At 68.8% G+C, this 19,229-nt stretch carries 23 protein-coding genes; 13 read left to right on the top strand and 10 right to left on the bottom strand.

The genetic code is table 11. The annotated features are described in order from the left end of the window. Positions 1–200 precede the first annotated feature (200 nt). The 4 genes from rplU to proB all read left to right on the top strand — a co-directional run bounded on the left by rplU (position 201) and on the right by proB (position 3,661). Positions 201–509, top strand: a complete 309-nt coding sequence (gene rplU / locus HT102_RS04120; protein WP_149361451.1) for a 50S ribosomal protein L21 — start codon at positions 201–203, stop codon at positions 507–509. Positions 510–556: 47 nt separating this feature from the next. Further along, positions 557–820, top strand: a complete 264-nt coding sequence (rpmA, locus tag HT102_RS04115) for a 50S ribosomal protein L27 (protein ID WP_192038152.1) — start codon at positions 557–559, stop codon at positions 818–820. 283 nt (positions 821–1,103) lie between these two features. After that, positions 1,104–2,567, top strand: a complete 1,464-nt coding sequence (gene obgE, locus HT102_RS04110; protein WP_192038151.1) for a GTPase ObgE — start codon at positions 1,104–1,106, stop codon at positions 2,565–2,567. Then, a complete protein-coding gene (gene proB / locus HT102_RS04105; RefSeq protein ID WP_192038150.1) occupies positions 2,564–3,661 on the top strand; it encodes a glutamate 5-kinase in 1,098 nt (365 codons plus the stop codon). Before obgE ends, proB begins: the two co-directional genes overlap by 4 nt. Before the next feature lie 22 nt (positions 3,662–3,683). On the opposite strand, the gene HT102_RS04100 is transcribed toward proB, so the two are convergent. The 9 genes from HT102_RS04100 to HT102_RS04060 form a co-directional block, all read right to left on the bottom strand. Continuing rightward, positions 3,684–4,112, bottom strand: coding sequence for an arsenate-mycothiol transferase ArsC (locus HT102_RS04100; protein WP_192038149.1), 429 nt, complete (start codon positions 4,110–4,112; stop codon positions 3,684–3,686). Continuing rightward, positions 4,109–4,519, bottom strand: a complete 411-nt coding sequence (locus tag HT102_RS04095) for an arsenate reductase ArsC (RefSeq protein WP_192038148.1) — start codon at positions 4,517–4,519, stop codon at positions 4,109–4,111. The genes HT102_RS04100 and HT102_RS04095 overlap by 4 nt, the downstream gene beginning before the upstream one ends. Continuing rightward, positions 4,516–5,607, bottom strand: coding sequence for an ACR3 family arsenite efflux transporter (gene arsB, locus HT102_RS04090; RefSeq protein WP_192038147.1), 1,092 nt, complete (start codon positions 5,605–5,607; stop codon positions 4,516–4,518). The genes HT102_RS04095 and arsB overlap by 4 nt, the downstream gene beginning before the upstream one ends. 34 nt (positions 5,608–5,641) lie before the next feature. Then, positions 5,642–5,968 carry an ArsR/SmtB family transcription factor gene (locus tag HT102_RS04085; protein ID WP_192038146.1) on the bottom strand — a complete coding sequence of 109 codons (327 nt, stop codon included), beginning with the start codon at positions 5,966–5,968 and terminating at the stop codon, positions 5,642–5,644. A gap of 81 nt (positions 5,969–6,049) precedes the next feature. Next, on the bottom strand, positions 6,050–6,916 hold the full coding sequence (locus tag HT102_RS04080) for a Sir2 family NAD-dependent protein deacetylase (RefSeq protein WP_192038420.1): 867 nt from the start codon (positions 6,914–6,916) through the stop codon (positions 6,050–6,052). Between the two features lie 347 nt (positions 6,917–7,263). After that, a complete protein-coding gene (locus HT102_RS04075; RefSeq protein ID WP_192038145.1) occupies positions 7,264–7,662 on the bottom strand; it encodes an ectoine synthase in 399 nt (132 codons plus the stop codon). An 89-nt stretch (positions 7,663–7,751) separates the two neighbouring features. Further along, the gene (gene ectB / locus HT102_RS04070) at positions 7,752–9,059 is read right to left on the bottom strand and encodes a diaminobutyrate--2-oxoglutarate transaminase (protein WP_192038144.1); all 1,308 of its coding nucleotides are present in this window, start codon (positions 9,057–9,059) and stop codon (positions 7,752–7,754) included. Positions 9,060–9,134: 75 nt separating this feature from the next. Then, a complete protein-coding gene (gene ectA, locus HT102_RS04065; protein WP_192038143.1) occupies positions 9,135–9,656 on the bottom strand; it encodes a diaminobutyrate acetyltransferase in 522 nt (173 codons plus the stop codon). A 161-nt stretch (positions 9,657–9,817) separates the two neighbouring features. Further along, complete coding sequence (locus tag HT102_RS04060; RefSeq protein WP_192038142.1) at positions 9,818–10,678, bottom strand: ribokinase; 861 nt, start codon at positions 10,676–10,678, stop codon at positions 9,818–9,820. 75 nt (positions 10,679–10,753) lie between these two features. Between HT102_RS04060 and HT102_RS04055 the strand changes: the two genes are divergently transcribed. The 4 genes from HT102_RS04055 to HT102_RS04040 are packed head-to-tail and all read left to right on the top strand — an operon-like array spanning position 10,754 to position 14,773. After that, positions 10,754–12,040 carry a glutamate-5-semialdehyde dehydrogenase gene (locus HT102_RS04055; protein ID WP_192038141.1) on the top strand — a complete coding sequence of 429 codons (1,287 nt, stop codon included), beginning with the start codon at positions 10,754–10,756 and terminating at the stop codon, positions 12,038–12,040. A gap of 59 nt (positions 12,041–12,099) precedes the next feature. Continuing rightward, entirely contained in the window at positions 12,100–12,978 is an 879-nt protein-coding gene (locus HT102_RS04050; RefSeq protein WP_192038140.1) for an AAA family ATPase, read from the top strand. Between the two features lie 10 nt (positions 12,979–12,988). Then, the gene (locus HT102_RS04045; RefSeq protein ID WP_192038139.1) at positions 12,989–14,434 is read left to right on the top strand and encodes a vWA domain-containing protein; all 1,446 of its coding nucleotides are present in this window, start codon (positions 12,989–12,991) and stop codon (positions 14,432–14,434) included. A 39-nt stretch (positions 14,435–14,473) separates the two neighbouring features. Then, positions 14,474–14,773, top strand: coding sequence for a DUF1905 domain-containing protein (locus HT102_RS04040; protein WP_192038138.1), 300 nt, complete (start codon positions 14,474–14,476; stop codon positions 14,771–14,773). 6 nt (positions 14,774–14,779) lie between these two features. Here the strand turns inward: HT102_RS04040 and HT102_RS04035 are convergent, their stop codons facing one another. After that, complete coding sequence (locus HT102_RS04035) at positions 14,780–15,940, bottom strand: adenylate/guanylate cyclase domain-containing protein (protein WP_192038137.1); 1,161 nt, start codon at positions 15,938–15,940, stop codon at positions 14,780–14,782. Positions 15,941–16,191: 251 nt separating this feature from the next. Here HT102_RS04035 and HT102_RS04030 point away from each other — a divergent pair, with 251 nt between their 5' ends. The 5 genes from HT102_RS04030 to octT all read left to right on the top strand — a co-directional run bounded on the left by HT102_RS04030 (position 16,192) and on the right by octT (position 19,226). Next, entirely contained in the window at positions 16,192–16,533 is a 342-nt protein-coding gene (locus tag HT102_RS04030; protein ID WP_192038136.1) for a 2-oxo-4-hydroxy-4-carboxy-5-ureidoimidazoline decarboxylase, read from the top strand. A 70-nt stretch (positions 16,534–16,603) separates the two neighbouring features. Continuing rightward, positions 16,604–17,320, top strand: coding sequence for a nicotinate-nucleotide adenylyltransferase (nadD, locus tag HT102_RS04025; RefSeq protein WP_192038135.1), 717 nt, complete (start codon positions 16,604–16,606; stop codon positions 17,318–17,320). Continuing rightward, on the top strand, positions 17,317–17,712 hold the full coding sequence (rsfS, locus tag HT102_RS04020; RefSeq protein WP_192038134.1) for a ribosome silencing factor: 396 nt from the start codon (positions 17,317–17,319) through the stop codon (positions 17,710–17,712). The genes nadD and rsfS overlap by 4 nt, the downstream gene beginning before the upstream one ends. 88 nt (positions 17,713–17,800) lie before the next feature. Continuing rightward, a complete protein-coding gene (locus tag HT102_RS04015; protein ID WP_192038133.1) occupies positions 17,801–18,481 on the top strand; it encodes a histidine phosphatase family protein in 681 nt (226 codons plus the stop codon). After that, positions 18,471–19,226: a diglucosylglycerate octanoyltransferase gene (octT, locus tag HT102_RS04010; protein WP_192038132.1), complete on the top strand. Its 756-nt coding sequence runs from the start codon at positions 18,471–18,473 to the stop codon at positions 19,224–19,226. Before HT102_RS04015 ends, octT begins: the two co-directional genes overlap by 11 nt. Positions 19,227–19,229: the final 3 nt, after the last annotated feature.

The raw sequence follows: 19,229 nt of genomic DNA, 5'->3' as shown, positions 1-19,229 counted from the left end.
TGCTGCGATCGCGCATAGTCAAGTGGTCATGGGAGCCCCGTCTCCCGTGCGCACGATGTGCCCGCGAGACGTGGTGACGGTGTGAACCCCCGTGTTCGCCGCAGGTGCATTGGTGAACTGGGTGGCTAGCATGATGGACCAGTCGTATCGCGCCCTGCGGTACGAGCACACACGTTTGATGAAGCAAGGGGTAGCCCTCCATGTACGCGATCGTCAAGTCCGGCGGCAAGCAGTACAAGGTTGCTGTTGGTGACCTCGTGAAGGTCGAGAAGATCGAGGGTGCTCCGGGCACTGCAGTTGAGCTTCCTGTCGCCCTCGTCGTGAATGGCGCAGAAGTCACCTCCGATTCCGCCGCGCTGGCCAAGGCCTCGGTCACCGGTGAGGTCGTCGAGCAGACCAAGGGCCCGAAGATCCGCATCCACAAGTTCAAGAACAAGACCGGCTACCACAAGCGTCAGGGTCACCGGCAGAAGCTGACCGTCTTGAAGGTCACCGGCATCAACGCGTAAGTCACTGTCTCGATCTCAGTACTTCAGGCCTTCAAGGAGGACCAGCAATGGCACATAAGAAGGGTGCTTCCAGCTCGCGCAACGGGCGCGACTCGAACTCCAAGCGGCTCGGCGTCAAGCGCTACGGTGGCCAGCTCGTCAACGGTGGCGAGATCCTCGTCCGCCAGCGTGGCACGCACTTCCACCCCGGTGTCGGCGTCGGCCGCGGTGGCGACGATACTCTCTTCGCTCTCGACGGCGGAGTGGTCGAGTTCGGCCGCAAGCGTGGCCGCAAGACCATCAACGTCGTCCCCGTCGAGGTATCGGCGTAGCGACACCAAGCACCTCGCAGGGACACGCGTTCAGCGCAGCGTTCACGCTCTCGCAGGGGCGGGCCCGGGCAGCACGCCCGACAGCCCGCCCCTGTTTGCATTACCGCCCGCCGAGATCGGGAACGCAGCGGACGACATGCAGCGGTCCCGCCCAGAGCGCTCACTGATACAGAGCGCCGATTGATACCCAGCACCAAGCGACCCCAGAGCCAAGGGGCACCAGGCGCGGCACCGCCGCGCGGACCAGTACCACCGGCGATCCCGGTGGGAGGAGGATCCACTCGTGGCACGATTCATCGACCGCGTCGTTCTGCACACCCAGGCAGGAAACGGCGGGCACGGCTGTGCCTCCGTCCACCGCGAGAAGTTCAAGCCCCTTGGTGGGCCCGACGGGGGCAACGGCGGCCGCGGTGGCAGTGTCATCCTCGTTGTTGACCCGAACGTGCACACCCTCCTTGATTTCCACTTCCGCCCGCACGCGAAGGCGTCCAACGGCAAGTCCGGCATGGGCAGCAACCGCAATGGCGCGGAGGGCGAGGACCTGATCCTGCACGTCCCCGAGGGCACCGTTGTCCTCGACAAGAATGGCGAGCTCCTCGCGGACATGGTGGGCGCCGGTACGGAGCTTGTCATCGCTCGCGGGGGCCGCGGTGGCCTCGGCAACGCCGCGCTGGTCTCCCGCGCCCGCCGCGCCCCCGGGTTCGCGCTGCTCGGCGAGGACGGCGAGCAGGCCGAGGTCGTGCTGGAGCTGAAATCGGTTGCCGACGTCGGACTGGTTGGCTTTCCTTCCGCCGGGAAGTCCTCGCTCATCTCGGTGCTCTCGGCGGCCAAGCCGAAGATCGCTGATTACCCCTTCACCACGCTGCGACCGAACCTGGGCGTTGTCGAGGCGGGCGATGTCACCTACACCATCGCCGACGTGCCGGGCCTGATCCCCGGCGCGAGCGAGGGCAAGGGCCTGGGCCTGGACTTCCTGCGGCACATCGAGCGGTGCGCGGTGCTCGCTCACGTCGTCGATTGCGCCACGATGGACCCGGGGCGCGATCCCATCTCCGACATCGATGCCCTCGAGGCCGAGCTGGAGGCGTACACGCCGTCCCTGGAGGGCGACGCGAGCCTCGGCGACCTGCGTGATCGTCCGCGCATCGTGGTCCTCAACAAGGCCGATGTGCCCGAGGCCGCTGAGCTCGCGGAGTTCGTCCAGTCCGAGCTCGAGGAACGCGGCTGGCCCGTGCACATCGTCTCGGCGGTGGCGCGCACTGGCCTGCGCGAGCTGTCGTTCGCGCTCGCCCGGATCGTCGCGGAGTACCGGGCAGCCCACCCGAGGGCGACCGAGCGCAGGCAGATCATCCGTCCCGTGCAGTCCGCCGAGGACAGCTTCACCGTCACTCCTGACCCGTCGGAGCCGGGCGGGTTCATCGTGCGCGGTGCCAAGCCGGAGCGGTGGATCAAGCAGACGCAGTTCGACAATGACGAGGCCGTGGGCTTCCTCGCGGACCGGTTGAACAAGCTCGGCGTGGAGGACGAGTTGCTGCGGCTCGGAGCGCAGCCTGGCGCGTCGGTCACGGTCGGCGATGTCACGTTCGATTTTGATCCGCAGACCCCGGCCGGGGCGGATGTCGTGCCCACGGGTCGCGGCACTGATGCGCGCCTCGAGCAGACCGAGCGCGTGGGCGCGAAGGAGCGCAAGCTCGCTAGCCGAATTCGCCGGGGACTGGAGGAGAACGAGAGCGAGCTCGAGCAGTGAGCATCCGCGCGACCATTGCCGGAGCGCGCAGCGTGGTCGTCAAGGTCGGCTCCTCGGCGATCACCACCGTCGAGGGCGGACTTGTCACCGAGCGGATCGATGCGCTCGTGGACGCGTTCGAGGCTCGCATGCAAGCAGGCTCCGACCTGGTTGTGGTGTCCTCCGGCGCGGTGGGGGCCGGTATCGCGCCGCTCGGACTGCGCAAGCGTCCCCAGGATCTCGCCACGAAGCAGGCCGCGGCCAGCGTCGGGCAGCTCGCGCTCGTCGAGGCGTGGAGCGTGTCGTTCGCGCGCTACGGGCGCACCGTTGGGCAGGTCCTGCTGACCGCCGACGATATCGCCCGGCGCGCCCAGCATCGCAACGCGCAGCGCACCCTCGATCGGTTGCGCGCGCTGCACGCCGTCCCCGTGGTCAACGAGAATGACACCGTCGCGACCACCGAGCTGCGCTTTGGTGACAATGACCGGCTCGCGGCCCTCGTCGCGCATCTCGTGGGCGCGGACGCGCTCGTCCTGCTCTCCGATGTCGACGGGCTCTACGACGGTGATCCCCGCAAAGGGGGAGCGAGGCTCATCAACCAGGTGGATGGCCCCGCGGACCTCGATGGTGTGATCGCGGGCAGTGGTGGGGCGCTGGGCACGGGCGGGATGGCCTCGAAGCTATCGGCAGCGCGCCTCGCCGCGGACTCCGGCATTCCCGTGCTGCTCGCCGCTGCCACCGATGCGTCCGCGGCGCTCGCCTCCGCCACTATCGGCACGGCCTTCGTGGCCCGGCCCGAGCGCATGTCCGCGCGCAAGTTCTGGGTGCGGCACGCCGCGGATACCAATGGCTCGCTGCATCTCGACGACGGCGCCGTGAAGGCAGTCCTGGGGCATCGCCGGTCGCTGCTGGCCGCGGGCATCACCGCCGTCGATGGGCGCTTCTACGGCGGCGATGTGGTGGAGCTGTGCGCGCCCGACGGCAGCCGCATCGCACGCGGGGTCGTGGCCTACGATGCGTCCGAGCTCGCGGGCATGCTGGGCCGGTCCACCGCTGAGCTATCCCCGGAGCTGCGACGGCCCGTCATCCATGCCGACGACCTGGTCGCGCACTAGCAGGCCTCGTCCGTAGCCAGGCCTAGGAGTCGCCCAGCGCCACGCCGAGGCGGGTGGCGAGCTCGCGGACGTGCGCATCGATATCGTCGCGCACGAGCCGCATGCGCTCCATTCCGGTGATGCCGCGCTCGGATGGTTCATCTGTGATCCATCGCTCCACCGTGGCCGGGGCATTGTCGATGGTGGCCTCCTCGCCGAGGATCACGACGACATCAGCGGCGGCGAGCAGGTGCGGGTCGATCGGCTTGGGATGCTCGCCCTCCATCGAGGCGCCCAGCTCGGCGATGCTGCGGGCTGATTCAGTGTTGAGCGCGGTGCCGGGGTCCGTTCCCGCCGAGTGCACGACCACGGCGTCTCCGGCATGGTGGCGCAGCAACGCCGCTGCCATTTGGGATTTGCCACCATTCCGGGCGCACACGAACAGCACGCTCGGCGCGGCCACCGGGATCATTGGCGCGCCCCGGTGAGCTCGGCGATGAGCTCCTCGACGCGGCGGCGGATCTCGTCCCGGATCGGACGGACCGCGTCGATGCCTTGTCCGGCGGGATCGTCGAGCACCCAGTCGCGGTAGGACTTGCCGGGGAACACCGGGCAGGCGTCGCCGCACCCCATGGTGATGATCACGTCGGAAGCCTGGACCGAGTCGACGGTGAGGACCTTGGGCAGCGATCCGCTCATGTCGATGCCGTCCTCGGCCATCGCGGCCACAGCGGCTGGATTGATCGCATCGGCGGGGGCGCTACCGGCGGATCGGACCTCGATGCGGCCCGCGGAGAGGTGGGCGAGGTAGGCGGCGGCCATCTGGGAGCGTCCCGCGTTGTGGACGCAGACGAACAGGACGCTGGGTCGGTCGCTCATGCCGTGGTCCTCTCCGGGCTCGACGTATTGCTCCAGTAGCGGCGGCGCAGCCACAGGGAGACGTAGACGAGGCCCACGAGCACCGGTACCTCGATGAGCGGTCCTACCACGCCTGCGAGCGCCTGCCCGGAGGTCACGCCGAACGTGGCGATGGCAACGGCGATGGCCAGCTCGAAGTTGTTGCCCGCCGCGGTGAACGCGAGGGTCGTCGTCCGCTCGTAGCTGAGGCCCAGCATGATGCCGGTGAGGTAGCCGCTGCCCCACATGATCGCGAAGTACAGCAGCAGCGGCAGCGCGATGCGCACGACGTCGAGGGGGTTGGCGGCGATCTGCTCGCCCTGCAGCGCGAAGAGCATCACGATGGTGAACAGCAGCCCGTAGAGCGCCCAGGGGCCGATGCGCGGCAGGAAGGTTGCCTCGTACCACTCGCGGCCGCGAGCGCGCTCGCCGAGCCTGCGGGTGAGGTAGCCGGCGGCCAGCGGAAGGCCGAGGAAGATCAGCACGGAGCGAGCGATGTCCCACGGTGATGCGTCGATGGTGGCCTGGCCGAGCCCGAGCCAGCCGGGCAGCAGGTCGAGGTAGAACCAGCCGAGCAAGGCGAACATGACGATCTGGAAGACCGAGTTCAGGGCCACGAGCACGGCTGCCGCCTCGCGGTCGCCGCAGGCCAGGTCGTTCCAGATGATGACCATGGCGATGCAGCGGGCCAGCCCGACGATGATGAGCCCGGTGCGGTACTCGGGAAGGTCAGGCAGGAGCATCCAGGCCAGCGCGAACATGATGGCCGGGCCGACGACCCAGTTGAGGATGATCGAGCTGGCGAGCAGTCGGCGGTCGCCGGTGACGGTATCGAGGCGGTCGTACCGGACCTTCGCGAGGACGGGGTACATCATGATGAGCAGGCCGAGCGCGATGGGCAGCGAGATGCCGTCGACGGTGATGCTGTCGATGGCGGTGTTGATGCCGGGGACGAAGCGGCCGAGGAGCAGGCCGAGGATCATCGCGGCGCCGATCCAGACGGGCAGGTAGCGGTCGAGGGTGGAGAGCTTGTCGACGACGTGGGTTCCGGTGCTCGGGGGAGCGGTCACTGTGAAGTCCTTCTCGAGTGCCGTGCGGGCGGGGCTAGCAGCATTCGGTGGTGGTCGCGAGGGGCAGTGTGGTGGCTGTGCTGGCACCACTGGCGGAGAGGATCGCGGTGATGATCTCCTTGGCGCGGGGGGGGAGGGTGTAGTGCATCCATGTGCCGTGCCGTTCCGCGGTGACCATGCCAGCGTCGCGCAGCACCTTGAGGTGGTGGGAGACGGTGGGCTGCGAGACGGTGAACAGGCTGGTGATGTCGCAGACACAGACGCTGTCGGTGCTCGCCGCCAGGGTGGTGGCTATCTGGAGCCGGATGGGGTCGCCGAGTGCCTTGAGCAGCGCGGCGAGATCCTCGGTCTGGTTCGACATGTATCTATATTGACAGAAGTCGATATAGTCGGCAATCCGAGGCGGCGGCCACCTCCCCGGGGGAGCCCCAGAGCAAGACCTCTAGAGCAAGACCGCGGCGAGGGCACCCAGCGTCTCCGAGCAGCCCCCGTCGATGCGCGCGCTCGCGAGCTCATCGCCCCGGGTGCCGCCGCGATTGATGACGACGATGGGGATGCCACGCCGGGCCGCGCGGCGCACGAACCGGAGTCCCGACATGACCGTCAGCGAGGAGCCCGCGACGAGCAAGCCATCGGCGGCCTCGACCTCGGCGTAGCAGCGCTCGACGGTCGGGCGCGGAACCGACTCGCCGAAGAACACGATGTCGGGCTTGAGGATGCCCCCGCAATCAGCGCAATCCACCATGCGGAACCGTGCCACGTCCTTGACCAGGGCATCTGCGTCCGGGGCGATCTCGAGGCCGTCGATGGTCGCGGCCCGCGCGAACTCGGGGTTGAGCTGCTCGAGCTGCTTCGCGAGCAAAGCCCGATTGGTGCGAGCCCCGCAATCGAGGCACACCACGGTGCGGTACGTGCCATGCAGGTTGATGACATCGCGGTGCCCGGCGCGGGTGTGCAGCAGGTCGACGTTCTGGGTGATCACCGAGCGGATCACGCCTGCGTCCTCGAGCGTGGCCAGCGCGCGATGCCCAGGGTTGGGCGAGCGAGATTCGATGAATCGCCAACCGATATGGTTGCGGGCCCAGTATTGCTGGCGCGCCTCCCGGCTGCCGAGGAACTGTGAGATCGTCATGGGCGTGCGCCGGGGCGCCGAGGGGCTGCGATAGTCGGGTATGCCCGAGTCGGTGGACAAGCCCGCCCCGGTCAGGGCGACCGCGTTGCGGCCCGCGAGAATCTCGATGGCCCGGGCGAGGCCTTCGTGCCCAATGGCTCTGGGGCGCGGCACGGGCGCCTGGGGCTCGAGGGGCATCGGTGCGGGCGGCATCGGGCTTCTCACCCCGCCCAGGATAGGCCGGGGGGCAGCATCGCCGCACCCCGCTCCGCGAATGGGGGCTTGGCGCACATGGAGAGACGCGGGGCACCTTCCCCAGCTGCCCCGCGTCCTCTTCCGGTATACCAGCCCAGCCAGCGGAATCGTGGATCATCCGGCCATCAGTCCCGGATTTGTTATACCCCGACATCATTCCCGGCCTAGAATTCATATTTCGTTTCCGGTCGATGCGAAACCGTCAACGTTGAGCAGGAAGGCGTGCCGCGCGCGAAAGGCCCGGCGGCTGGGTTGATGCTGGGCCGCCGGGCCTTACGCGCGCTGGGGGATTACTCGTCGAGCGTGATGAGCGGGTACACGCCGTGCTCGTCATGCACCTCGCGTCCCGTGACGGGCGGGTTGAACACGCACATCATGCGCATCTGCTCATCGACCTCGAGGCGGTGCTTCTCGAAGCCATTGAGCAGGTACATGGAACCCGGGCCGATGTCGTAGATGGTGCCGGTCTCGAGGTCGGTGAGCCTGCCGCGCCCCTCGACGAGCCAGACCGCCTCGACATGGTTCGCGTACCAGAAGTCGTTGACCGTGCCGGCCTTGATGACGGTCTCGTGGAACGAGAAGCCGACCCGATCGTCAGCGAGGACGATGCGCTTGGAGCGCCAGTTGCCGTTCTCGGCCTCGACGTCGCGCTCGGTGTTGGTGATGTCCTGGGTGGTGCGAACGATCATGCTGGGTGCCTTTCTCTGCGGTCCGCTCTAGCAGCGCGCCGCCGCGCTGGATATCGCGCGGCGACGGCCTGATGATGGGGTGGCCCGGGTCAGCGCAGGACCTGTCGGGCTGCATCGCTGAGGATGTCGAGCCCGAGGTTGAGCTCCTCATCGGTGAGGGTCAGCGGCGGAAGCAGCTTGACCACCTCGTCGGACGGGCCGGAGGTCTCGGCGAGCATGCCGTTGTTGAACGCGATCTCGCATGCGGCCGAGGCAAGCTCGGGCTCGTCGAACACGAGGCCCTGGACCATGCCACGACCACGGTGCTGGAGCCCGCCGATCTCTTGCGCGAGCGCCTCGAACCGCTCGGCGATCTTCTCCCCCTTGCGGGCCGTCTCGAGCTCGATGGCGTTGTCCGCCCAGAACGTCTCGATGGCGAGCCTCGCGGTGACGAAGGCCGGGTTGTTGCCGCGGAAGGTGCCGTTGTGCTCGCCCGGGGTCCAGATGTCGAGCTCAGGCTTGAACAGGGTCAGCGCCATCGGGAGGCCGTAGCCACTGATGGACTTGGAGATGGTCACGATGTCTGGCTTGATGCCAGCCGCCTCGAAGGAGAAGAACGGGCCGGTGCGGCCGCAGCCCATCTGCACATCATCGACGATCAGCAGGATGTCGCGGCGGGCGCAGAGGTCCGCGAGGGCGCGCAGCCACTCGTAGCGGGCAACGTTGACGCCACCCTCGCCCTGCACGGTCTCGACGATCACGGCGGCGGGGCGGTTGAGGCCCGAGCCGGAGTCATCGAGGACCCGCTCGAACCACTGGAAGTCCTCGGTGACTCCGCCGAAGTAGTTGTCGTACGGCATCGGCGTGGCGTGGACCAGCGGGATGCCAGCGCCGGCGCGCTTCATGGAGTTGCCGGTGACGGAGAGGGCACCGAGCGTCATGCCGTGGAAGGCATTGGTGAAGTTGATGATTGCCTCGCGGCCGGTGGCCTTGCGGGCGAGCTTGAGGGCAGCCTCGACGGAGTTGGTCCCGGTGGGGCCGGGGAACTGCACCTTGTAATCGAGGCCGCGCGGCTTGAGGAGCTTCTCCTCGAACGTCTCGAGGAACTCCTTCTTCGCCACGGTGGCCATGTCGAGCCCGTGGGTGATGCCGTCCTTGCTGAGGTAGTCGAGGAGTGCTTCCTTGAGCACGGGGTGGTTGTGCCCGTAGTTGAGGGAACCAGCACCGGCGAAGAAATCGAGGTACTTGCGGCCGGAGGTGTCGGTGATCCAGGAACCCTTGGCGGTCGTGAACGTCGTGGGCCAGCCACGGCAGTAGCCCCGGACCTCGGACTCCCGGTTGAGGATGATCGACGGGACGCCCGGTCCGGTACCGGGCTTCTCGGACTTATCGTCAGTAGGCAAGTCAGCGATGGTCATGTCTATCTCCTTGAAAATGCGAATCGACGTCAGGGACGTGATGGTGATGCCGTGGCCGCGCTCGGGCGGCCCAGGTCAGCGCGGGGCGAACTCACCGATCCGGTAGAGATCCTCCGCCTCGTGGCTATCGGGGAAGAGGTCCGGCGGGAACAGATCGCTGCGCACGATCTCGGTGTCACGGGAGCGCGCGAGCGAGCTGAACAGCTTGATGGACGCTTCATTGTCCGGGCTGATGGTCGTCTCGAGATGGGTCGCGCGCTGCACCGGTGGCTGGTCGAGCAGCCAATCGAGCATGTTGTGGGCGATCTTGAGGCCCCGGTAGTCGCCGTCCACGGCGACCTGCCACACCATGATGGTGAGCGGGTCCGGCGGACGGAAGTAGCCGGTGACGAATCCGGCCACGCGGCCATCGACCTCCGCGACCACCGAGGACTCCCGGAAGTCGCGGCACCAGAGCACATAGGCGTAGCTCGAGTTCAGGTCTAGCACTTGTGAATCGCGGGCGATTTCCCAGAGTCGAATCCCATCCGAGATTTCTGGAAAGCGGAATCGCACCGCACGGCGGGCGGTGTCTGTGTTTTCGATGTCAGATTTCATCGGTAACCTGAGATTAACAATGCGGCGCCCCGTTGTCAGGGTGCGTCGCGCGGGCAGGGGACTTTAGAGCCTGTTTTCGCTGGACAGCCATGCAATGTGGCCATCGTCACATTGTGATCATAGTTCACATATGCACGGACGGCATCCGTAGCGGTCGCTGCTCAAACCTCATCGTGCTCGACATACTCCGCTACCAGCGTCAACGGTGGCGCGAAAGCTCCGGGCCGCGTGGTTGCCACCGCGCCAGCGGCAGTCGCCCAGCGCAGCGCCGTGCGAGGTCCAGTGTGCCAGAAAGCCGCGAGAGCGCCAGCGAACGCATCGCCCGCCCCGGTCGTATCGACCACATCAACGGCTGGCGGCGCCGTCTCGATCTCGCCCCCGCCAGGCCCCCGGTAGGACGCTCCCGCGCCACCACGGGTGGTCACCACATGCCGGACATGCCGCAGGTCCGCGTGCAGGACCGCGGCCTCATGCTCATTGACGATCAGCACGTCCGTGCTCGACGCGAGATCGCTTGGCAGCTCCCGGGCAGGGGAGGGGTTCAGCATCACCGTGGCGCCTGCCGCGCTCGCGGCCATCGCTGCCTCCGTGACGATGCTGATCGGTAGCTCGCACTGCATCAGAAGCACATCGCACTCAACGATCCGGCGCCGCTCCTCCGGCAGCAGTGCTGTCATGGCGGCGTTCGCGCCCGGGACAACGATGATCGCGTTGTCGCCGGCATGATCGACACTGATGGCCGCGAGCCCGCTGGCGGCGTCCACCGCGCGGGCCTCGGGAAGATGCACCCCGGCCTGCTCCAGCGACTCCCGGAGCGTCCCGGCGAAGCGGTCGGCGCCCAGCGCGCCCAGGAACCACACCTCCCCGCCAAGCCGCGCCGCCGCCTTCGCCTGGTTGGCGCCCTTGCCGCCAGGGATCTCCGCCAGCGACTCGCCCAGCACGGTCTCGCCCACGGCAGGGATGCGGGGAGCCCGCGTCACCAGGTCCATGTTCACGCTGCCCAGCACTGCGATGCGGCTCATCCACCTAGCATCCCACGCGCCTCCAGGGCACGAGGCACGATCCGCGCGCGATCCTGACCCGCTACCCTGGAGGCCATGACGACCGGCTCCACCCTCGCGGGCTCGCCCAGCCACACCTCCACCGACCTGCGCACGCACGTCCACGACGCGGCCCGGCGCGCCCGCTCCGCGTCCCGCGTGCTGGCGCTGCTCACCACCGAGCAGAAGAACGCGGCGCTGCACGCCGCCGCTGATGCCATCCTTGCCGCCACGAGCGCCATCCTGGCCGCGAACGACGAGGACATCGAGCGCGCCCGCGCCGCAGGGACAGCGGAGTCGCTCATAGACCGGCTGCGCCTCACAGGGGCCCGGGTGGAGGGCATCGCTTCCGGGCTGCGGCAGGTCGCGGGGCTCGCCGACCCGATCGGCGAGATCGTGCAGGGCAAGACCCTCCCCAACGGCCTCGAGCTCGTGCAGAAGCGTGTCCCGCTCGGCGTCATCGGCATCGTCTACGAGGCCCGGCCCAACGTCACTGTCGACGGGTTCGGCCTGTCGCTCAAGTCCGGCAATGCCGTGCTCCTGCGCGGGTCCGGATCCGCGGCCTCCTCCAACGCCACCCTCGTCGAGACCCTGCGCGGCGCGCTGACGGAGCAGGGCCTGCCAGCCGATGCGGTGCAGCTCCTCCCCGCAGAGGACCGGGCGTCGGTGACCCACCTCATCCAGGCCCGCGGGCTCGTCGATGTGGTCATCCCCCGAGGCGGGGCCGGGCTCATCAATGCGGTGGTGCGCGACGCCACCGTGCCCACCATCGAGACCGGCGTCGGCAACGTGCACGTCTATGTCCACGCGGCCGCTGATCTCGACATCGCCGAGAAGGTCGTGCTCAACTCCAAGACCCGGCGCCCCAGCGTGTGCAACACGGCCGAGACGCTGCTGATCGACCAGTCTATCGCCACCACCGCCATCCCGCGGCTCACCCAGGCGCTCCAGGAGCAGAGCGTCACCCTGCACGGCGAGCTGCCCGGCATGGTGCCCGCCACCGACCAGGACTGGACCGACGAGTACCTGAGCCTCGATATCGCGGTGAAGGTCGTCGACGGCATCGATGCCGCCATCGAGCACATCGATAAGTACGGCACCAGCCACACCGAGGCGATCATCACCAGTGATCTCGCCGCGGCCCGCGAGTTCACCAATCGCGTCGACGCCGCGGCCGTGATGGTCAACGCCTCCACCGCGTTCACCGATGGCGAGCAGTTCGTCTTCGGTGCCGAGATCGGCATCTCCACGCAGAAGCTGCATGCCCGCGGCCCCATGGGCCTGCCGGAGCTCACCTCCACCAAGTGGATCGTATGGGGGAGCGGCCACACCAGGCCCGCCTAGCAGCTCGACGGGCCCACGCATCGGGCCCACCTACTGGCCAGCGCGCCCGAAAGGCACCCATGGATCCCCTCAGCGTGACCACCCCCGCGTTCGCCTCGCCCGCCGAGGTCATCGACCGGCTCGCGTCCACCGGCTACCTCGCCGATACCGCCACCGCGACCGCTGTGTTCCTCGCCGACCGGCTGGGCAAGCCGCTGCTCATCGAGGGGCCCGCCGGGGTCGGCAAGACCGAGCTGGCGCGCGCGATCGCCACGGCCACGGGGGCAGGCCTGATCCGGCTGCAATGCTACGAGGGCGTCGACGAGGCACGGGCCCTCTACGAGTGGAACCACGCCAAGCAGATCCTGCGCATCCAGGCCGCGCACGAGAACAGCTGGGAGGACACGCGCGACGACGTCTTCTCCGAGGAGTTCCTGCTGGCCCGGCCCCTGCTCGCCGCGATCCGCCGCACCGATCCCACCGTGCTGCTGATCGACGAGACCGACAAGGCCGACGTCGAGTTCGAGGGGCTGCTGCTCGAGGTGCTCAGCGACTTCGCGGTCACCGTCCCCGAGCTCGGCACCATCACCGCGACGCGCCGACCGCTGACGATCCTTACCTCCAACGCCACTCGCGAGCTCTCGGAGGCTCTCAAGCGACGGTGCCTGTTCCTCCACATGGACTATCCCGATCCCGACCGCGAGCGACGCATCCTCGCCGCGCGGGTGCCCGAGCTGCCAGCAGCGTTCGCCGCCCGCATCGTCGACGTGATCGGTGCGCTCCGTGCGCTGCAGCTGAAGAAATCGCCATCAGTCGCCGAGACCATCGACTGGGCCCGCACGCTGCTCGCGCTCGGCGCGGGGAAGCTCGACGACGAGGCGATCCGCACCACCCTCGGCGTGGTGCTCAAGCATCGCGCCGATCACCAGCGCGCGCTCGCCGACCTGAAGCTCGCTTAGCCAGGCCCGCATGGACAGCCCCGACATGCCGGCCCGCCCCGCGGAGCATCCCCGGATCACCGGGCACCTCGCGGGCTTCGTCGAGGCCCTCCGCGCCAAGGGCATGCCAGTCGGCCCCGCCGAGACCGTGGATGCCGCCCGCGTCCTCACCCACCTGGGCCTCGACGAGCGCGACGTGGTGCGCGAGGGGCTCGCCTGCGCCCTCGTGCGCCGCGATACCCATCGGCCGACCTTCGATACCACCTTCGACCTGTGGTTCCCCGCCGCGACCGGCGCCCGGGCCGCCACCGAGGACGCGGTCGCCGAGCATCAGCGCGACGAGGACGGTGCGCTCGATGTCGCCGCGCTGCGCGATACCGTGGCCGACCTGCTCGCTAGCACGTCCCTGAATGCGAAGGACGAGCTCGACGAGACCATCACCCTCATCGTCGATGAGCTAGGCCGCTACCGCTCGATGAACGGCGAGTCCTTCTCCGCCTACCAGGCGATGCAGGCCATGGCTCCCGACCAGGTCCTCGACAAGGTCCTCAAGGGACTCCTCGAGCGCATCGCGCCGACGGCGGGAGGCACCCCCGAGCCGTTCGCCCTCGAGGTGGCCAAGCGCAATGCCGCCGCCCTCGTCGCGCGGTTCCGCGCCCAGGTCGAGTCCGAGACGCAGCGCCGCGTCGCCCAGCGCCTTGGCGTGCAGAAAGTCACGACCTACGCGGTGCCGAAGGTCGCCGAGCAGGTCGATTTCCTCCGCGCCAGCGATACCGAGCTGCAAGCCCTGCGCGCCAGTGTTGCCCCGCTCGCCCGGCTGCTCGCCAGCAGGCTCGCCGCGCGCCGCAAGCGCATGCGGGCCGGCTCCATCGACGTGCGCAAGACCATGCGCAAGTCCATGACCACCGGGGGCGTGCCCATCGACCTCGTCGCGCAGCGCCCCAAGCGCACCCGGCCCGAGCTCGTCGTGCTCTGCGACATCTCCGGCTCCGTCGCTGGCTTCAGCAACTTCACCCTGCAACTCGTCCATGCGCTGCGCGAGCAGTTCTCCCGGGTGCGGATCTTTGCCTTCATCGACGCCACCGACGAGGTCACCGCGTACCTCGACGCCCAGTCCGGCCTCGGCACCGCCATCTCGCGGATGATGGCCGAATCCCGGCTGATCACCTACGACGGCCACTCCGACTACGGCAATGCCTTCGCCACCTTCACCAACGAGTTCGGCCACGCGCTCACCCATCGCGCGTCGCTGCTCATCCTCGGCGATGGTCGCACCAACTATCGCGACCCCAATCTCGCCGCCCTCGCCGGCATGGTCACCACGGCCCGGCAGGCGCACTGGCTCAATCCGGAGCCCGCCGCCCAATGGGGCAGCGGCGACTCCGCCGCCGACCTCTACCAGCAGATCATTCCCATGCATGAATGCCGTACCGCCGAGCACCTCGCGGCTGTCGTGGCGCGACTGCTGCCCGTGTAGCACCCGCTGCGCACGGGCCTCGCGAGCTAGCATCGAGCCATGCGCTGGGTGTTCGATGCGGACCTGTTCCTCTGGCACGGCGATGCCGTCTCCTGGACGTTCCTGCGCCTGCCCCTCGACGTCGCCGAGGAGATCGATGACCGGCAGGCCGGGCCCCGCGCTGGCTTCGGATCCGTCCGCGTCGCCGCGACGATCGGCGCCACCACCTGGCACACATCAGTGTTCCCCGACAAGCCGACAGGCAGCTTCCTGCTGCCGATCAAGAAGCAAGTGCGCGCCGCGGAAGGCATCGCCGAGGGCGACACCGTGACCGTCGCCCTCGAGATCGCCGAGGCGTGAGGCGGCTCAGGGGCGCGCTCCCGGCGGCGCCCCGACGGTGAACAGGGGAGTCGGCCCCGGCACTCCCTTGAAGTCGAACGCGCCAGCGGGAGCAGTGCTCCAGCCCGCTTGCTGGAGCGCCTGGCTCACGCTCTCGGTGACCAGAACCTGGTGGGGCAGGGCGGCAGAGAGCACCCGGCTCGCCAGGTTGATCGGACGCCCGTACCAGTCGCCCGCCCGCGAGATCGCGGTGCCGAGGGTCACCGACGCGCGCAGCGGTGGCAAGCCACGAGCCTGCGCCTGGTCAACGATGTCCACCGCGGTCCGGGCGAGGGCGACGGGATCCAGGCTCATCAGCATCACCGCGTCCCCGATGGCCTTGACCACCCGCACCGGGGCCTCGGCCAGATCGGTGGCCAGCGCGCCGAGATCGTCGGCCATCTCCCCGAGGATATCCACGGGCAGCTTCTCGCCCAGGCGGGTGAAGCCGACGAGATCAGCGAAGCAGAACGCGACCTCCTGGGCACCCGTGATCGCGATGTCCCGGGAGCCCGCCGCGCTCACGGCATCCGACCGAATGCGCTGGGCAAGCATGGTGCCGAGCAGATGGGCGACGATCTGCGCCTCTGCCTCGGCGAAGCGACGCACCTCCATCGCATAGCGCAGGACAACATCCGGATCGTCGTGCGAGGCCAGGAGCACATCCTCGACCATGCCGGACATCGCATCGACGAAGCTCCCGAGATTGCGTCCCCACACGCGGGCCGTGGCGAACAGCTTCTCGGTGTCGAACCCCAGCCTCAGGTACTCGCGGAAACGTTCCGCGATCAGTAGATCGTCGTGGCTATAGACCGGCGCGTCGGTGGCGGGCACGCCACGGCCGAGGGCCCGGAACCAGGAGCGCAGCTGCCCCGCCTCCACGCCCGACTTGCGGGAGAGCTGATGGATGGTGAACACCCCGGGCGGGTCCAGAGCTTTCTCGAGGATGAGGCTCGCGAGCCGTCCCGCGCGCGCCGCGACCACGAGATCCTCGATGGGCACGCCGTCGCCCGCGAGCGCCCGCAGGGCCGCGAGCCGGAGCGAGCGCGGCTCGCCGCTCAGGCCATCGAGCAAGCCCGCGCGCTCGAACTCCTCGTCCAGCGCCGAGACCGTGCCAGATGGCCGCGGCGCGGGTTCCCTGCCGTCCATGATGGCCACCTCCCGATCGTATCCATCGCGGAGGAGAACTGGCCGGGGATGAGCTAGAAAGAAGCTTGCGAGAGTGCGTGAAACGACAGCTCTTGCGCCTGGATGTGTCGCTTTTCGCACACACGCGGGGGATTGGCTCCGTGGGCCGAGGTAGTTAACGCAACCTTCACAGTGGCGAAAAAATTGCGGCCATCGCCCGCAATACGGTCATCCCATCGGCATGTGGATCGCTCCGCTGGAGGTGGTTGGCCATGAGGATCGCCCAGTTCAACGCATTGACCGGGCAGCGCGCGGCAACAATGCTCGCTACATGCGCGGCGATCCCCAGATGGGTGGACACCATCGTGGCCCACCGCCCCTATCCGTCCGTGGACCGGCTCATCGAGTTCGCCGAGCGCGCCTCGCTGTGCTGGACCGCGAGCGAGGTAGCGCGGGTCCTCGACCAGGACCTTGTTGCCAGCGAGCAGCGGACCCTGCACGGTTCGCCCCGCCCAAGCCAGGGAAGCCCCGGGCCTGGCGCCATTGCCCAGGGGCGGACCCGTGAGTTCCGGGCGCTGGCGCTGCATCACCTCGAATGGTTGTTCGACGAATAGGTCATCGCTACCGCCAGGCAGTGCCACCGGCGCACCCGCTCGGCGGCGGGGCGCCGTATTGTCGAGTTCCATGCGCGCAGACACACGACGCCTCGGAGTCATGGGTGGCACCTTCGATCCCATCCACCATGGCCACCTCGTGGCAGCGAGCGAGGTGGCCGACCGGTTCGCCCTCGACGAGGTGATCTTCGTGCCCACCGGGCAGCCCTGGCAGAAGGCGGCCGGCGCGGTGAGCCCCGCCGAGGACCGCTACCTGATGACCGTCATCGCGACCGCGTCGAACCCGCGCTTCTCGGTCAGCCGTGTCGACATCGACCGGCCCGGCATCACCCGCACGGCGGATACCCTGCGGGACCTGCGCGCCACCTATCCCGAGGATGAGCTGTTCTTCATCACCGGAGCCGATGCCCTCGCGAACATCCTGTCCTGGCAGAGCTGGGAGGAGATCTTCGATCTCGCGAAATTCGTCGGCGTGAGCAGGCCCGGCTATGATCTACACGCCGAGCATCTCTCCGCCCACCTCGATGATCGTCCCGATGACATCATCACCCTGATCGAGATCCCGGCCCTGGCGATCTCCTCGAGCGACTGCCGGGCCAGGGCCCTCGAAGGGCGGCCCGTCTGGTACCTGGTGCCCGATGGAGTGGTGCAGTACATCGCCAAGCGCGATCTCTACCGGAGAGCCACCGACGCCCCGGTAGCAGGCGCGAAGCCCGAGATCGCCCCGGCATCCGCAGACATACGGCCCGCGTCCGCGCGGGCAACCCCACATGAGGAGAACCCATGACCGCCACGCACGAGGCGATCGAGGCCAGCGCCGTAGCGGCGCGCGCCGCATCCGAGAAGAAGGCCACCGACGTCATCGTCCTCGACGTTTCCGAGCAGCTCGTCATCACCGACTGCTTCGTCATCGCCACCGGCGGCAACGAGCGGCACGTCAGCTCCATCGTCGACAATGTCGAGGAGAAGCTGCGCGCGATCGGCCGCAAGCCCACCCGCCGCGAAGGGGCGAGCGAGGGGCGCTGGGCCCTGCTCGACTACGTCGATTTCGTCGTCCACATCCAGCACGGCGAGGAGCGTTCCTACTACGGCCTCGAGCGGCTCTGGAAGGACTGCCCCGCCATCACCGTCGACGGGCTCGACGAGGCCCGCGCCGACGACGAGGCCGAGCAGGCCTGACGCGGCGTCCCGCCCGACGAGGCGGGGCCAGCGGCTAGAGTGATCCGGGGCCCGCGGGCCGCCGCAGCACAAGGAACGAGGAGTCACCATGGCGCCACCAGTCACGATCCGCAGGATCGTGCTGCTCCGCCACGGACAGACGGTGTACAACGCGGAGAGCCGCATGCAGGGGCAGCTCGACACCGCGCTCTCGAGCCTTGGCATCGAGCAGGCCAAGCGCGCCGCCGAGGTTCTCGCCCAGTGCGATCCGCTCGCGATCGTCTCCTCCGACCTGCATCGTGCCTACGACACCGCCCTCGCGCTCGGCGCGGCGACCGGGCTGGCCGTCAGCACGGACAAGCGGCTCCGCGAGACACACCTCGGCGAGTGGCAGGGCCGTACCCACGCCGAGGTCGATGCGCTCCACCCGGGCGCCCGGGCGGCCTGGCGCCTCGAGCCCACCCTGGCGCCGCCGGGCGGCGAGAGCCGCGTTGATGTGGCTGCCCGCGCCACGCCGCTGATCGAGGAGCTGGTAGCGCGCTCCATCGAGGGCGACCCCGGGCTCGAGCATTGGCCAGAGCATCCCATCGTGCTGGTCGCCCACGGCGGCCTGATCGCGGCCCTCACCGCCCAGCTCCTCGACCTCCCGGTGAGCAGCTGGCCGGTCCTCGGTGCGCTGGGCAACGCTAGCTGGGTCCAGCTCAGCCACTACGGCGCGCCCGACGGCACCGGCCAATGGCGCCTCGATGTCTGGAACTCCTCGGCCCAGGTGGCGCCCGATGCTGCCTGAGCCCAGCACCACACCAACACTGCTCGTCCTGGGCGACTCCCTCGCGTTCTACGGCCCATCCGGTGGCTTGCCTGCTGATGACCACCGCATCTGGCCCAGCCTGGTCGCCGCCGAGCTCGGCTGGCGCACGCACCTGTGCGCGCGCGTGGGCTGGACGAGCCGCGACGCTTGGTGGGCGCTGACCCAGGACCCGCTCGTATGGTCAGCGATCCCGCGCGCAGGGGCCGTCGTCATCGCGGTCGCGGGCATGGATTCCCTGCCATCGCCCCTGCCCACCGCGCTGCGGGAGCAGATCCGGTACGTGCGTCCCTCCTGGCTGCGCAGACGAGTGCGCGCCACCTACGCGCGGGTGCAGCCCGTGCTCGCGCCCCTCGGCTGGCCCATGGCGCTGCCACCCGCGGTGACCGTCGCGTACCTGGAGCGGATCCGGGGCGCGATCGACGCCGTGCGGCCCGATATCCCCATCCTCGCCGTGCTGCCGGCACAGCACCACAGCCGCTACTACGGCTACACCCAGCCCGGGCAGCCCCGCACCTCCCGCGCCATTACCCAGTGGGCCAGCGAGAAGGGCGTCCCGCTCATCGACATACCTGCCGCCACCATCGACCACCTCCGCGCGCACGAGGGCAACCCGGACGGAATCCATTGGGGCTTCGCGGCCCATCGCCGCGTCGCCAGGCTGATGCACACCGCTATCGTGTCCGGTGAGAGTGATTCGCCCGGAAGTGCCAGGGCGGCGCGGTAGCGA

The sequence above is a fragment of the Lolliginicoccus lacisalsi genome, assembly GCF_014841105.1.
Classification (GTDB): domain Bacteria; phylum Actinomycetota; class Actinomycetes; order Mycobacteriales; family Mycobacteriaceae; genus Lolliginicoccus; species Lolliginicoccus lacisalsi.
The sequence above is the reverse complement of the archived record's forward strand: the minus strand, read 5'-3'. Positions and strand labels throughout refer to the sequence as shown.

Bases quoted from the DNA above. Each gene is read 5' to 3' on its own strand.
- rplU (WP_149361451.1), top strand. From the start codon at position 201: ATGTACGCGATCGTCAAGTCCGGCGGCAAGCAGTACAAGGTTGCTGTT.
- rpmA (WP_192038152.1), top strand. From the start codon at position 557: ATGGCACATAAGAAGGGTGCTTCCAGCTCGCGCAACGGGCGCGACTCG.
- HT102_RS04100 (WP_192038149.1), bottom strand. From the start codon at position 4,112: ATGATCCCGGTGGCCGCGCCGAGCGTGCTGTTCGTGTGCGCCCGGAAT.
- HT102_RS04095 (WP_192038148.1), bottom strand. From the start codon at position 4,519: ATGAGCGACCGACCCAGCGTCCTGTTCGTCTGCGTCCACAACGCGGGA.
- HT102_RS04085 (WP_192038146.1), bottom strand. From the start codon at position 5,968: ATGTCGAACCAGACCGAGGATCTCGCCGCGCTGCTCAAGGCACTCGGC.
- HT102_RS04080 (WP_192038420.1), bottom strand. From the start codon at position 6,916: ATGCCCCTCGAGCCCCAGGCGCCCGTGCCGCGCCCCAGAGCCATTGGG.
- HT102_RS04075 (WP_192038145.1), bottom strand. From the start codon at position 7,662: ATGATCGTTCGCACCACCCAGGACATCACCAACACCGAGCGCGACGTC.
- ectB (WP_192038144.1), bottom strand. From the start codon at position 9,059: ATGACCATCGCTGACTTGCCTACTGACGATAAGTCCGAGAAGCCCGGT.
- ectA (WP_192038143.1), bottom strand. From the start codon at position 9,656: ATGAAATCTGACATCGAAAACACAGACACCGCCCGCCGTGCGGTGCGA.
- HT102_RS04060 (WP_192038142.1), bottom strand. From the start codon at position 10,678: ATGAGCCGCATCGCAGTGCTGGGCAGCGTGAACATGGACCTGGTGACG.
- HT102_RS04055 (WP_192038141.1), top strand. From the start codon at position 10,754: ATGACGACCGGCTCCACCCTCGCGGGCTCGCCCAGCCACACCTCCACC.
- HT102_RS04050 (WP_192038140.1), top strand. From the start codon at position 12,100: ATGGATCCCCTCAGCGTGACCACCCCCGCGTTCGCCTCGCCCGCCGAG.
- HT102_RS04045 (WP_192038139.1), top strand. From the start codon at position 12,989: ATGGACAGCCCCGACATGCCGGCCCGCCCCGCGGAGCATCCCCGGATC.
- HT102_RS04040 (WP_192038138.1), top strand. From the start codon at position 14,474: ATGCGCTGGGTGTTCGATGCGGACCTGTTCCTCTGGCACGGCGATGCC.
- HT102_RS04035 (WP_192038137.1), bottom strand. From the start codon at position 15,940: ATGGACGGCAGGGAACCCGCGCCGCGGCCATCTGGCACGGTCTCGGCG.
- HT102_RS04030 (WP_192038136.1), top strand. From the start codon at position 16,192: ATGAGGATCGCCCAGTTCAACGCATTGACCGGGCAGCGCGCGGCAACA.
- nadD (WP_192038135.1), top strand. From the start codon at position 16,604: ATGCGCGCAGACACACGACGCCTCGGAGTCATGGGTGGCACCTTCGAT.
- rsfS (WP_192038134.1), top strand. From the start codon at position 17,317: ATGACCGCCACGCACGAGGCGATCGAGGCCAGCGCCGTAGCGGCGCGC.
- HT102_RS04015 (WP_192038133.1), top strand. From the start codon at position 17,801: ATGGCGCCACCAGTCACGATCCGCAGGATCGTGCTGCTCCGCCACGGA.
- octT (WP_192038132.1), top strand. From the start codon at position 18,471: ATGCTGCCTGAGCCCAGCACCACACCAACACTGCTCGTCCTGGGCGAC.